Consider the following 12,866-nt stretch of genomic DNA (forward strand, 5'->3'; position numbering starts at 1 on the left):
GCGACGGAGTTGAGTCGTCGGTGATTCGCGACGTCCGCCCGGATAGACTGGAGCCGCCATCGAGGTTCGACCGCGCGAGACTGCAACCGACGGGAGTCGACGCCATGCCTGGGCCGTTGTCCGGATTGATCCCCGCCCCTTACACCCCGTTCGGCCCCGATGGCCGGCTCGCCCCGGAGGTGATCGACCTCCAGGCAAGCCTCCTCAAGGAGTCGGATATCCGAGCGGTCTTCGTCGGCGGGACGACCGGCGAATGGTCGTCGCTGAGCACGGCCGAGAGAATGGCGCTCGCCGAGCGCTGGTGCAAGACCGACGGTGGGTTGTTCCAGGTGGCCGTGCACGTCGGCGGCAACAATCAGGCGGAGTGCGTCGAACTGGCTCGCCACGCCCGCGAGGTCGGTGCGACGGCTGTTGCGGCCCTGGCGCCGAGCTACTTCAAACCGGCGACGATCGGCGACCTCGTCGAGTTCTGCGTCCCCATCGCCGCCGCGGCCGGTACTCTGCCCTTCTATTTCTACGACATCCCCGGCATGACCAATGTCAGGCTGCCGATGTCCGAGTTTCTCAAGGCCGCCAAGCCCCGCATTCCCAACCTGGTTGGGCTCAAGTTCTCAAACACCGATCTCGTTGAGATGTCCGAGTGCCTTCAGCTCGACGGCGGCGCGTTCGATCTCCTCTTCGGCGCGGATGAGTGCTATCTCGCCGGTCTGGCGATGGGAGTTCGGGGAGCGGTCGGCAGCAGCTTTAACTTCGCCGCCCCCCTGTATCGTCGAATCGAGTCGGCCTTCGCTCGCGGCGACTACGAGACGGCCCGTCGTGAACAAGCTCAGTCGATCACACTGATCAAGACGCTCGCCGGCTTCGGCTACCTCGGCGCGTCCAAGGCGGTCATTGGGATGCTGGGCGTCGAGTGTGGGCCGGTGCGGTCGCCGCTGCGCCATCCGTCTCGCGAGGAGAGGCTGGAGATCTGGGAGCGCCTCTCCCGGCTCGACGTTTTTCCCCGGCCGCTCAAAAAGCCGGAATGAGTATCACTCGTCGAGGAGCATGATCTCGACCTTCCGAAACTCCACGGGATGCGACTCGGCCTGGAGCGAGATCCATCCGCCGTCCAGGTCGCGTTCCCCGTTCTTTAGAATCCGTGCTGCGTCGGGATCGTTGAGGTCGAGCTGAGGCTTCTCATACTCCATGACGAGCTGGCCGTTGACGTAGTTCTTGATCGGGCCGAATCCATGGCACTCCATCTCGACGGTCACCCACTGATCGCCCCGGAAGGTGTCGGACGTCGAGTTGGTGCAATGCTGGGTGATAAGCTTGCCGCCCATCGTGAAAACGGTGCCGGGCGAGCAGACGTTCGCCGTCGGGCGTTTGCCGCGCTCGGCGCCTCCGAGGAACTGGACCTCCAGCGAAACGGGGAATTCCTGGTCCTTCCGCATGGTCGTCGGATCCTGCCCGTAGAGCATCGCCCCGCTGTTGCGGACGGCCCAGCCGGGCCCGTTAGGACACTGGTCGCCGACGAACCGATATTCGACCCGCAGCCGATACTTCGAGAACGGCTGATGAAAGAAGAGGTGGCCGAACTCGCCGTTGAACTTGTCCCACTTGTCGTACTTCACCTTCAGCAATCCGTCCTCGACGCGGAAGGTGTCGCGATAGTTCTCGCCCAGGGGACTCTTCGTGAACTTGGGGATCCAGCCCTCCAGGTCCTTGCCGTTGAACAGGCTGATCCAGCGTCCGGTCTCCTTGGGGGCGTTCGATTGAGCGTTTGATCGCGGAGAGGCGACGAGACCACCGGCGAGCATCATGAAGAGAGCGGCGAGTCTGGGCCGAAGCGGGGACATGGGGCGAATCTCCGGTTCCGAGAATGAAGCGAGGCTGTTCCGACGCGCCCATCATCACCCTTACTCCGGGTCGCGTCCAGGGCTCGTCAGTTTGCCGACGACCGCTCGGAAGCGATGACTTGTGGACGGATCGATGGTCCGGTGATAATCAGGCACTCATAACCAAGCATAGGGTCATGTAATCCTGGGAAACGGGCGATGTCCATGACCCCTCCGCCGGAAGATCGCGACGACTCGGATGTGACGCCGACCCTACCGGACGGCGTGCCGTACCACGTCCTGGACAATCTGGATGAACACGAAGTCGCCGAGATGCGAGCCGCCTTTGAGCGGCTCGAGGCGGAGCCGAACCGCACCTCGGATGGAACGCCCACGCGCCTGGAAGCACTTGGGCCGTTTCGCGATCTCGTGGAGATCGGGCGTGGAGGGATGGGCCGAGTCTATCGGACGCTCGACCCGGCGACCGGCGAGGACGTCGCGGTCAAGGTCACGGCCCCCGCGCTCAAGCACGACCTCAGCGTGCGTCGTCGCTTCCTTCGCGAGGCCAGGGCCGCTCAGATCCTCCAACACCCGGGAATCGTCCCGTGCCGGGGTTGGGGGGAAGACGACGGCGGATGCTACATCGTCAGCGACCTCTGCGACGGTCCCAATCTGGAAACCTGGCTGAAGGCGAGGAAAGGCTCGGTGCCGGCGCGCGAGGCCGCTCGGATCGTCCGCGTTCTGGCCGAGGCGATCGCGCACGCCCACTCGCAGGGGGTCCTGCACCGCGACCTCAAGCCATCGAATGTTCTCCTGCCTGGGGCGACGGTGAACTCCGACGCTGAGGACCTCTCTCCTCGGCTCACCGACTTCGGACTGGCTCGAGCCATCGATCAGGACGCCCCGGCCGGCGACACGCCCACCGCGACGGGACTGATTCTCGGTTCCCCCCCCTACATGGCTCCGGAGCAAGCAGCCGGTGGAGGCCATGAAGTCGATCGGCGGACGGACGTCTACGGCCTTGGGGCCATGCTCTACGCTGTGCTGACGGGTCGGCCTCCATTCCGTGGCGAGACCCCCCGAGAAACCATAAAGATGGTCATCAACGATGACCCCATCCCCGTGAGAGTCCTTCGCCCAGGCGTCCCCAAAGCCCTGGAGACGATCGCGCTGACGTGTCTGGAGAAGCAGAAGGATAATCGATATCGGACGGCCGAAGACCTGTGCGAAGATCTCGATGCGTTCCTCGAAAATCGACTGATCAAGGCGCCGGGGATCAGCCGCGCCGAGAGGTTTCGCCGATGGTCGCGACGTCGACCCAAGGCGACCACCGCGCTGGTCGCTGGAGTAGCGGCCCTGGCGGTTCTCATCGCGGCGATCGCGGCGTGGACCTACGAACTGACGAATCACGTCAAAGAGCTTCGTCGCCAGCGCGACGTGATCGCACGTCTGGGATACGATGCGACGATCCAATCGGCCGGACGCGATCTTGAGGACGGCCGCCTCGGGGTCGCTCAGTCCAAACTCGCCGAGCTCGTCCCCGGCCCGGGAATGCCCGACTTCCGTGAGTTCGCCTGGAGCTTACTTTGGAATTCGGCCTGCCGCGAAGCCAGAATGCTGTCGGATCAACTACTCTCACTTGTTCAGCCATCGATTAGCCCCAGCGGCCGCTTCCTTGCGACGGGGAGCGACAACTCGACGCTCAAGGTCTATGACCTGGATCAAGATCGGGTCCTCTGGTCGGTCGATACGCCGAATCGAGTCCTCGCGCTCCGCCCCACATTCTCGCCCGACGATCAGTTGATGGCCGTCTGTTTCTCGGCGCCCGAGGGAGAAGCGTCGTCGCGGAGTTTCTGCGTCGAGGTGCGAAACCTCCGCACGGGCGAGGTCGTCGCGACCCGTGCCCCGTTCCTTCCAGGAAAGCCGATTTGGCAAATCAGTTTGCTCGACGACGGGCGATTGATCACGACGATCCTCGACGTTGATGAATCCCGTCCGGGGACGGTCGACGTCCTCATCTGGTCGATTCGCAATCGCCTTCTCGAAGATCACGGGGCGTTGCGACTTGTCGGCTGCCGAGCCATTTCCCCCGATGGTCGACGGTTCGCGGCGGAGAAGGACGAGGGCTTCCTGGCTGTCTACGACCTGGATCGTGAATGGCTCCCCGGGCATGAGCGGATTCCCGTTGAGGACGTCTGTCGCGTGGTCTTTGATGAGCAGGCGAGACGCATGGCGGTCGGCTTTGAGAGGGCCGGCGAGGTTCGGGTCGTCGATACGGAGACCGGCCTACTCCTCATGCGGGCCGCAGGGTTTTCGACCATGATCGATCAAATCGCCTTCCACCCTTCCGCCAACGCTCTGCTGGTCCACGAGAAGAACCAGGAGGTTCGCCTGGTCGAGCCGTCTCGGGGAGTCGACCTCCAGGTCTTCGGCCCGACCAACTCGCCGGGCGTCGGCACGATCCGAATGCTTTTCTCCCAGGATGGCTCGGTCTTTTTCGTCCATCGCTCAGAGTACATGGCAGCCGACCATCTTGAGGTCCACTCGTCCGCGGACGGCGTCAAATTTGGGGAGTCGCCCGGGCGGGTCAAGGCGCAGATGGGGGATTGGTTCCTCCGAAGCGGAGGGAGGCAGGAGTTGGTCTATGGACTGGGAAGACGCGTCTGGAGTTGGGACTGGCGCGCATCGATCACGTCGCATGGCGATCAGGCTGTCACAGCCCACCGCGACGAGGGATGGGCGATCGACTACAGCCCAAACGGTCAGTTTATCGCGACGGGGGCGGACGACGACGGCGATCCCGTAACGATCAAGATTTGGGAAGCCCTATCGAAGAAGGAGGTCCGTTCCTGGAGAGAAGCCAACGGCACGGCCGCGGATCTGGCGTTCTCGCCAGATGGGAAGCTGATCGCCACTGTCCACCTGTCCAGGGACAGAGCCGTGCGGGTGCGTGAGACAGCTGGAGGCGATCCGTTCGTCTTCGAGATGCCAGAGGAGCAGTGGGCTCGGTCTGTGGAATTCGACCCGACAGGCGAGTTGCTCCTAGCCGGTGGAGACAAGGGCGACCTGATGGCCTGGAATGTCCGCTCGCGCAAGTTGGTCTGGTCGAACCGTCTCTCCAGTCCCAGGGCGCTCGCGCTGAAGCAACTCCGGATTCACGACCTTGAGGTCGACGCAGGGCGTGCCAGGTTGGCTTCCGCTTCCGACGACGGCTCTGTACGACTTCATGAACTGGCTACCGGTGAGGTGGTCGCCCACTACCAGGCGCCGGCCGCGGTCTACTCCCTCGCCTTGAGCCCCGACGGTCGCGTGCTGGCCGCCGCCGACCGCGAGGGGGCGATTCACATACTCGACGCCGACACCTGCCGGCTTAAGCGAATTCTATACGGCGACGAAAGTGACCTTCGGGCGATCGCCTTCAGTCCGGACAGCCGCACGCTGGCGGCTGGCGGACTCGATCGGGTTGTTCACCTTTGGGATCCGGAGACCTCGCAGGAGCTCTTAAGCCTGCGCGGCCCGCAGGCTCAGATCAACGGTCTCGCTTTCAGCCCGGACGGCGAAACGCTCGCCGCCATCGACCATTCGGGGATGCTTTGGTTCTGGAGAGGGTCGCGTCGTGCTCCGTGAGCGGCTCGACTTCAGCGCGGTCTGATGACCAGATCGTCGAACATCCCCTTGTCATCGAACGAGCCGAGCCCGACTTTCCCCACGCCGAACCGCTTGTCGTGGGCCGTCATGATCGGTTTCTTCAAATCGTCGAAGTAGAACTCGATGAGTCCCGATTCGGGCTCTCTCACCAGGCGGACGTCGTGCCAGCCGTCGCCCCACTTGATCCCCTTGGTCCGCTGCTCGGCGATCGAGACGCGGGGCTCGCCGTTGACGATGAACACGCTGTGGGCATGTTCGTCGGCCGCATTGGCGATGTGGACGTAATAGAAGTGGGAGGGGTCGACGTGGCCGAACATGAGGCACATCGAGCGATGGTCGTAGTCGGGGACCGTCGATCGCACCTTGACCCTCAGGTCGAACGCGCCGAACTCCTTCCCCTCGATCAGAGCGATGTTGAACGGAGACCGGACCTTGGGCTCGTACTTGCTTTCCGCGAAGAGTTCCAGGACGCGGTCGCCGTCGGGCGTTTTCGCGATCCGCCATGCGGCTGGGTCCGTGAAATTCCATCCCGTGGGTTGATCGCGCTCGAAGTCGTCTCGGAAAAGCGCTGCGGACGGGAGGTCGTCGGCCGAGACGGGGAACGACGAAAATAGCAGGGCCGCCGTCGCCGCGGCGGTCGCGAGGATGTGGATCGGTCGCACGGTCGAGCCTCCGTATGCGGTTGGTCACGCGGCATAACGAATCGGATTAGAGCCGATCCGGCTCGCTGATCAAGCCCCTGGATACGGATACGCCGGTTCCCCCGACTTGACGCGGCTCTTCCCTCGGTCGAAGATCGTTCGGGCGGTGAGGTTGGCGGCGGTTGTTTGCGGAGGTTTCGCGTGGCGGTTGAGCGGTCGAGATTCGTCGACATCCTGGTTCTGCTGGACTTTCTGGGCCTCACGGCCCTCGCCGCAGTGATCGGCTCCCGGGCGACCATCCCCCACCTGGCGGTCTGGTACGCGAAGCTTCGAAAGCCCCCCTGGACTCCTCCGAACAGCGTCTTCGGACCCGTCTGGACGGTCCTCTACATCCTCATGGCGGTCGCCGCCTGGCGAATCTGGCGACGGTCCGACGCGCTGGCCCAGCCTCGTAAGGATGCTCTGGCCTGCTGGGTGTTTCAACTCGCGCTCAACGTGGGCTGGTCGTGGTTGTTCTTCGGGTTCCACAACCCCGCGCTGGCGTTCATCGCGATCATCTCGTTGTGGCTGATGATCATCGCCACGGTGATCTCGTTCGCACGCGTCGACCGTCCGGCCGCCGGGATGATGGCCCCGTATCTCCTCTGGGTGATGTTCGCCATGATCCTGAATGGTGCGATCGTGCGGCTGAACCTCTGAACGGGCGTCGGATTCGGTCGAACTCCGGGCCGAGATCGGATAGTATAAACTGAAGGCAAGCGCCGACCCGACCGCCGCGTTCCGACGGGAGAACCGAACAATGCCCCCGATCACCCTCAATCGCCGCCGATTCCTCGGCTGCTCGGCCGCCAGCCTTGCCCTGGCCCCGGGAGCCTCGGCGCAGGGTTCGCCGGCCGGCGACGCGGCTTCCCCGTTGCGGGTAGGCCTGATCGGCGTGGGCAATCGCGGGACGACGCTCCTCCGAACGCTCCTGGAGATTCCGGGCGTCACGATTCCGGCCGTCTCCGACCCCGAACCGCGCCATCGCGCCCGAGGCGAAGGGATCGTCGAGAAGGCCACCGGACGTCGTCCCGAATCCTTCCCAGACCCTCGCCGCCTCCTGGAACGGAACGACGTCGACGCTGTCGTGGTCGCCGTTCCCTGCGACCTCCACGAGCGAATCTCGGTCGAGGCGCTCCGCGCTGGCAAGCATCTGTACGCCGAAAAGCCGATGGCCATCACCGTCGAAGGGTGCGACCGGTTGATCGCCGAATCCGCTCGGACGCCGGAACTCGCCTTGCACGTCGGCTTCCAGCGGCGGTCGAATCCAAGGTTTCGCGAGGGCGTCGGTCTGATCCGCTCGGGAACACTCGGCCATCTCATTGAGGCTCGGGCGTCCTGGACGAGCAGCAACGGTCCGTTGACGGGTCACGACGGTTGGCTCGGAAGCCGACGGCGTTCGGGAGACTTCATGGTTGAGCAGGCCGTCCACATCTGGGACGTGCTCAACTGGATTCACGGCGGGCCGCCAGCCACGGCCGTGGGCTGGGGTCGGCGAGGGCTCTTCGCTCGCGAGCATCCCACCCGCGACGTAACCGACCACTACGGGGTCGAACTAGCCTGGGCCGACGGTTTCCGCGCCTCGTTCGTGCAGAGCTACGTCGCGCCTCCGGACGACGAATTCACCGGCTCGCATCTCCGCGTGCTGGGCGTTGAAGGGGGCTTCGACTTCGGCTCCGGCACGCTGACGTTCCGCGATCGCGAGCGCCCCCGGCGGTCGATCGAGCCTGGCAATCGCAACGACACCCGTCTGGCCGTCGAGGCGTTCGTGGCTGCCTCTCGGGCAGGTACATCGACCACCCCACCCGTCTCGCTCCAAGAGGCTCGGGACGCCACGCTGACCGGCCTGCTTGTCCGTAAGGCCGTCGATGAAGGGCGTCTCGTCACACTCGGCGAAGTCTCCGAGACGTCGTCCTCGGTCTGAGCGTTCAGCCGACCAGTTCGAGCACTCGTCGGACGAAGGCCGAGGCGTGATCCACGGCTTCCGCCGGCGTGAGCTTGAGCCGCTGGGCTGACTCGAACCGCCGCAGGTGTTCGCCGTCGAACTCGCCGGTTCGGACGTAGAGGGTCTCGCACGCCAGCATCAGGCAGCGCAGGCCCATCTCGCGATATCCTCGGGCGTACACCAGTGCGCGAAGCCCGCAGAACATCGCCTCGTAGCTGAGGAAGACCGCGTCCGCCGGATCGCCCTGACCCGTCCGCTGGATGTTCGATGCGGCTTCGAGCCGGTCGCCCGCCTTGGCGAGCATCTCGCCCACGCGGTTGGCGGCGGAGGCGTCCTCGACGAGATATCGGCTCTCAATGCAGCGCTGAAATGTGTTGATGATGGCCATTGCCGCAGGGTCTCAGTCGGTATCGGAAGAAGGGTGCCAGGCGACGGGCTTCGTCGGCCTTGGGGCTGCGAGGGCGGCCGGAGCGTCCAGCTTTCGGGCCGTGAGCATCGGCTGTGCGACCGATCGGAGGAGTTCGACGGCAGGTCCAGGAACGATCCCGAGCACCGTGACGATCACCGCCGAGAGCCCGATCGGTAGCGCGATCGCCGGCCCCGCGGCTTTCAAGGGATGATCGGCGGGCTCGCGGAAGTACATCGCCCGCAGCACGCGGACATAGTAGAAAGCGGAGACAACGGAGTTGAACAGGCCCAACGCAACGAGCCAAGTCAGGGCGATCCGCGTCTCGGCCGGCCCTTGCCGCAGGGCCTCCATGAAAATGTAGAGCTTGCCGAAAAAGCCGCCGAACGGCGGGACGCCGATCAGCGAGAACATCAGGACCACAATGCCGAGAGCCAGGAGCGGCGACCGGCGCCCCAGACCGTCGAGGTCGGCGATGGCATCGCCCCCTCGATCGCGGGCCGTCCATGCGGCTGCGGTGAACGCGCCAAGGTTCGCGAAGGCGTAGACGACCAGATAGTAGAGCACCGCTCCAGCCGCCGCAGGACCGGAAGTCGAAACGCTGGCCGCTGCCAGGCCGACGAGCATGTAGCCCGCATGAGCGATCGACGAATAGGCCAGCATCCGCTTGAGGTTCGTCTGCCCCAGCGCCGCGAAGTTTCCGTAGGTCATCGTCGCCGCGGCAATGAGCGCCACGACGCCGATCCAGCCGGGCCCCAGGACGGTCATCGACGGATGCGACCACGCGCCGAGCCCATGCAAGAAGACCTTCAACATCGCCACGAAGGCAGCGATCTTCGAGCCAGTCGCGATCCAGGCGGCGACCGGAGCGGGCGCTCCTTCGTAAACGTCGGGAGCCCATTGGTGGAAGGGCACTGCGGCGACCTTGAAGCCGAACCCCGCGAGCATCAGCAACAACGCCGCACCGCCGGCCAGGTTCCCCGTCATCCCCCGACCTCCGCCCGCGAGCACTCGACCGATCGCGTCGAAGTAAGTTGATCCGGTCAGGCCGTAGACGAGGCTCAGACCGTAGAGGAACAGGGCGGAAGAAACCGCACCGTAGATGAAATACTTGAGGCCCGCCTCGGGTGAACGCGGCTTCGATTTCTCGAAGGCCGTCGCGAGATAGAGACAGATCGTCATCGTCTCCAGGGCGATGAACAGCGTCGCCAATTCCTCCGAGGCGGCCAGGAGCATCATGCCGACCGTCGCCCACAGCAGGAGGGCGAAATACTCGCCGATCTCCTCGGTGAAGGAGTAGGCGCAAGAGATCCAGACGACCATCGCCAGCGTCGATAGCAGCAGGAGATTCAGAACGTCGGTCGACAGGCCGCGCGCGAGTGTGCCCAGAAAGATCAGCCCGTCCGTTCGCGCGAGGTACGAGCCGAGCGAAGAGCCGAACGCACCTTCCAGCCTCGACGGATCGGACTGGGCCGTCGCGTCGATCCAGAGGAGGAGCAGCGTCGTCGCCAGGGCGAGTCCGACGCCGGCCATGGTCAGTCGTCCCACAGCCAGTCGACGCGACTCACCGTCGAGACGTCGATACCAGGCAAGGTCTCCCATGACCACGACGAGGCCCCAGAGCGCCAGAACGACGGCAGGGGCCACGCAGAGAAAATCTCGGTAGTCGAACGGGGGAACAGTCAGGGGCATCGGTCGCACATCCAGAAGGGCAGGCTCAGCCCGAGAGCGAGTCGTATCGATCGACGTCCACGGCGTGTCGTCGGCGGTAGCAAAGGAGGATCAGCCCGATCCCCACGGCGACCTCAGCCGCAGCGACCGCGATCACCAGGAGGGCCAGGATCACTCCCGGGAGCGGCCCGGAGTCGGGGGCGTGAGTTCCGTACCTCCAAAATGCGACGAGGTTGATGTTCGCGGCGTTCAACATGATCTCGATGGCCATCAGCACAGCGATCGCGTTACGCCGAACGAGGACGCCGATCAGCCCAATCGCGAAGGACGCCGCTGCGAAGTCCAGGAACCAGCTTAGAGGGATGTCGTTCGTCATGTCGTCGTTCCGATTCGTCAGGACGGGGACGATCCCACCGGTTCCGCAACGTTCACCGACCGTGATTCAGTCTCGGTCGCCGCTGATCCGGGCGCCTCGTCGCGGTGTGCGAGCGCGACGGCTCCGACTAGCGCGGCGGTGAGTAGCAGGCCGGCCAGTTCGAAGGCCATCGCGTAGCGGGTCACGAACTCCACTCCGACCACCCGTGCCATGTCGTCGACAGCCTGTCGCCGCTCGACGGCGCTCGCTGCCTCGTCTGCGCTGGGGGCGATCGAGGGGCGGGAGGTCATCCGCGACCAGGGGCTCGTCCCTGACGGGGAGACGGCGTTGTTGATGCCGAAGAACAGGACGGCGAAGAGACAGAACCCGGCCGCCAGAGCCGGCGTGCGCCAGGGGCCTGACAGGCTGCCCCCTTCATCGCCGCGAGTATTCCGCGTGAGCATGATCCCGAACATCAAAAGGATCGCCACGGCCCCGATGTAAACAAGCACTTGCACGGCTGCGAGGAACTCGGCGTCCAGCAGCACGAACAGGCAGGCGACGCAGAAGAAGAAGCCGACGAGATGCAGGGCCGCGTGGACGAGGTTGCGCGACAGAACCGTGCCGAGCGCGGCCAGCAGGCCGAGAGTCGCAATCACCAGGAAGACGAGCTGGAGCACGACGATCCTCTCCCCTTCCACTCAACGCACCGCGCCGGCGTCGACTGGGGCGACCGTCGGCCAGTCGGCGTCGATGGGGACGGCGGCGGCGAGTTTTCGGTTCACCCAGAAGACCAGCTTCACGGCTGCGACCGCCAGAGGCCCCGTGATGATCAGTCCCCAGGCCCAGGCCGGCAGGCTCGGCCCTCGACCTCGCAAGACGACCTCGTACCAGACTGCCGCGAACAGGACGTTGAGCACGCAGAGCGGAACCAGATACTTCCACGCGAAGTTCATCAGCCGGTCGATCCGCATCCGGGGGAGCGTCGCCCGAACCCAGAACATTGCGAAGATGAACAGTAGCACCTTCAGCAGGAAGACCGCCAGCAGGATCGCGTCGACGAAGAGGTACGACAGGATCGAGCCGTTGATCAGGTTTACGGGGAACGACGAGAACGGCAACGGAGTCCCGCCCCCCAGGAACAGCACCGTGGCCACGCAGCTCACCGAGAAGACGCTCAGGTATTCGGCCAGGAAGAAGAGGCCGAACCTCATGCCTGAATACTCGGTGTGATAGCCGGCGATGATCTCGGACTCGGCCTCGGGAATGTCGAAGGGCGTGCGGTTCACTTCGGCCACGCCAGCGATCAGGAAGATCATGAACGCCAAAAACCCCGGAGGATTGAGGGCGTTCCAGCCGTAGTTCACCTGATGCTCGAAGATCGTGACCAGGCTCAAACTGCCCGCCCAGAGGACGACGGGGATCGTCGACAGCACCTGGGGGATCTCGTAAGAAACCAGTTGGGCCACGGCGCGCATCGCACCCAGCAACGAGAACTTGTTGCGGCTCGACCAACCGGCCAAGAAGATCCCCAGCGGACTCAGGCTGGAAACGGCGACGAGGTACACGAGGGCCGACGGCGGATCGATGGGAACCAGTCCGACTGCAAAGGGCACGACGGCCAGCGTCAGAAAGGCTGAGACCAGGACCATCACCGGTGCGAGGAGGTGGACGACGCCGTCAGCCGACCGAGGGACGATGCTTTCCTTGGCGATCAGCTTGATCGCGTCGGCGATCGGCTGCAACAGTCCCAGTGGGCCGACGCGGTTGGGGCCGATTCGGTCCTGAAACCGGGCGGCGACCTTGCGCTCCAGCCAGACCATGTAAGCGACGATCCCAGGGAAGATCCCGGCGAAGCCGACGAGCAGCCATAGGGCCCAGACGACCGCAGTGCTCCAGGTCAGGTCGACGTGATGCGACTGGGCGTACAAGACCGACACGTCCGCAACCCCTTTCGCCACCGTCGTCGCAGCCCTCGACGGCTCAACTCCACTTCAGAACGCCCTTCGCCCATGCGTAGGCCAGGCCGACGAATAGCAGGGCAAGGAAGATCGTCATCTCGACGAGTGCATACGCCCCCAGCGCTCCATATGCAGCCGCCCAGGGATAGAGGAAGACCGTTTCGACGTCAAAGACGACGAACATGATGGCGTAGATATAGTACTGGATACGGAAACGCACCCAGGTCTCGCCTTGGGTACGGACGCCGCATTCATACACGTCCGACTTCGTGTGCGACCGCTTGCGTGGAGCAGCCAGGGCGACGATCACCAGTGGAGCCAGCGCGAAGCCGACGGCCACCAGCAACAGCAACCCAACGAAGACGTAATTGGCGGCGACCATC

General features: G+C 64.5%; 12 protein-coding genes. 4 read left to right on the forward strand and 8 right to left on the reverse strand.

Annotated features, from left to right (window positions below):
• The first annotated feature begins 104 nt into the window (after positions 1–104).
• The gene (locus tag G5C50_RS03495; RefSeq protein WP_165065002.1) at positions 105–1,025 is read left to right on the forward strand and encodes a dihydrodipicolinate synthase family protein; all 921 of its coding nucleotides are present in this window, start codon (positions 105–107) and stop codon (positions 1,023–1,025) included.
• A 3-nt stretch (positions 1,026–1,028) separates the two neighbouring features.
• On the opposite strand, the gene G5C50_RS03500 is transcribed toward G5C50_RS03495, so the two are convergent.
• Positions 1,029–1,838: a 3-keto-disaccharide hydrolase gene (locus tag G5C50_RS03500; RefSeq protein ID WP_165065005.1), complete on the reverse strand. Its 810-nt coding sequence runs from the start codon at positions 1,836–1,838 to the stop codon at positions 1,029–1,031.
• 198 nt (positions 1,839–2,036) lie between these two features.
• Here G5C50_RS03500 and G5C50_RS03505 point away from each other — a divergent pair, with 198 nt between their 5' ends.
• Entirely contained in the window at positions 2,037–5,444 is a 3,408-nt protein-coding gene (locus G5C50_RS03505; protein WP_165065008.1) for a WD40 repeat domain-containing serine/threonine protein kinase, read from the forward strand.
• Between the two features lie 11 nt (positions 5,445–5,455).
• On the opposite strand, the gene G5C50_RS03510 is transcribed toward G5C50_RS03505, so the two are convergent.
• The gene (locus G5C50_RS03510) at positions 5,456–6,127 is read right to left on the reverse strand and encodes a hypothetical protein (RefSeq protein WP_165065011.1); all 672 of its coding nucleotides are present in this window, start codon (positions 6,125–6,127) and stop codon (positions 5,456–5,458) included.
• Positions 6,128–6,307: 180 nt separating this feature from the next.
• Here G5C50_RS03510 and G5C50_RS03515 point away from each other — a divergent pair, with 180 nt between their 5' ends.
• The gene (locus G5C50_RS03515; RefSeq protein ID WP_206107570.1) at positions 6,308–6,805 is read left to right on the forward strand and encodes a TspO/MBR family protein; all 498 of its coding nucleotides are present in this window, start codon (positions 6,308–6,310) and stop codon (positions 6,803–6,805) included.
• 100 nt (positions 6,806–6,905) lie between these two features.
• The gene (locus tag G5C50_RS03520; RefSeq protein ID WP_165065017.1) at positions 6,906–8,069 is read left to right on the forward strand and encodes a Gfo/Idh/MocA family protein; all 1,164 of its coding nucleotides are present in this window, start codon (positions 6,906–6,908) and stop codon (positions 8,067–8,069) included.
• 4 nt (positions 8,070–8,073) lie between these two features.
• Here G5C50_RS03520 and G5C50_RS03525 read toward each other — a convergent pair whose 3' ends face one another.
• From G5C50_RS03525 to G5C50_RS03550, 6 genes are read right to left on the reverse strand one after another with little or no spacing between them, the layout of a single operon-like run.
• Positions 8,074–8,478 (reverse strand): hypothetical protein, encoded by a 405-nt coding sequence (locus G5C50_RS03525; RefSeq protein ID WP_165065020.1) that lies wholly within the window; start codon positions 8,476–8,478, stop codon positions 8,074–8,076.
• 12 nt (positions 8,479–8,490) lie between these two features.
• Positions 8,491–10,188, reverse strand: a complete 1,698-nt coding sequence (locus tag G5C50_RS03530; protein ID WP_165065023.1) for an NADH-quinone oxidoreductase subunit N — start codon at positions 10,186–10,188, stop codon at positions 8,491–8,493.
• 25 nt (positions 10,189–10,213) lie between these two features.
• On the reverse strand, positions 10,214–10,543 hold the full coding sequence (nuoK, locus tag G5C50_RS03535) for an NADH-quinone oxidoreductase subunit NuoK (RefSeq protein ID WP_165065026.1): 330 nt from the start codon (positions 10,541–10,543) through the stop codon (positions 10,214–10,216).
• A gap of 17 nt (positions 10,544–10,560) precedes the next feature.
• On the reverse strand, positions 10,561–11,202 hold the full coding sequence (locus tag G5C50_RS03540) for an NADH-quinone oxidoreductase subunit J family protein (protein WP_165065029.1): 642 nt from the start codon (positions 11,200–11,202) through the stop codon (positions 10,561–10,563).
• A gap of 21 nt (positions 11,203–11,223) precedes the next feature.
• The gene (nuoH, locus tag G5C50_RS03545; protein ID WP_240906943.1) at positions 11,224–12,462 is read right to left on the reverse strand and encodes an NADH-quinone oxidoreductase subunit NuoH; all 1,239 of its coding nucleotides are present in this window, start codon (positions 12,460–12,462) and stop codon (positions 11,224–11,226) included.
• 43 nt (positions 12,463–12,505) lie between these two features.
• Positions 12,506–12,865 (reverse strand): NADH-quinone oxidoreductase subunit A, encoded by a 360-nt coding sequence (locus G5C50_RS03550; RefSeq protein ID WP_165065035.1) that lies wholly within the window; start codon positions 12,863–12,865, stop codon positions 12,506–12,508.
• Between the last annotated feature and the right edge of the window lies 1 nt (position 12,866).

Source organism: Paludisphaera rhizosphaerae (assembly GCF_011065895.1).
In the GTDB taxonomy this organism is placed as follows: Bacteria; Planctomycetota; Planctomycetia; order Isosphaerales; family Isosphaeraceae; genus Paludisphaera; species Paludisphaera rhizosphaerae.

Coding starts and splice junctions, on each gene's coding strand:
- G5C50_RS03495 (WP_165065002.1), top strand. CDS start 105: ATGCCTGGGCCGTTGTCCGGATTGATCCCCGCCCCTTACACCCCGTTC.
- G5C50_RS03500 (WP_165065005.1), bottom strand. CDS start 1,838: ATGTCCCCGCTTCGGCCCAGACTCGCCGCTCTCTTCATGATGCTCGCC.
- G5C50_RS03505 (WP_165065008.1), top strand. CDS start 2,037: ATGTCCATGACCCCTCCGCCGGAAGATCGCGACGACTCGGATGTGACG.
- G5C50_RS03520 (WP_165065017.1), top strand. CDS start 6,906: ATGCCCCCGATCACCCTCAATCGCCGCCGATTCCTCGGCTGCTCGGCC.
- G5C50_RS03525 (WP_165065020.1), bottom strand. CDS start 8,478: ATGGCCATCATCAACACATTTCAGCGCTGCATTGAGAGCCGATATCTC.
- G5C50_RS03530 (WP_165065023.1), bottom strand. CDS start 10,188: ATGCCCCTGACTGTTCCCCCGTTCGACTACCGAGATTTTCTCTGCGTG.
- nuoK (WP_165065026.1), bottom strand. CDS start 10,543: ATGACGAACGACATCCCTCTAAGCTGGTTCCTGGACTTCGCAGCGGCG.
- G5C50_RS03550 (WP_165065035.1), bottom strand. CDS start 12,865: ATGGTCGCCGCCAATTACGTCTTCGTTGGGTTGCTGTTGCTGGTGGCC.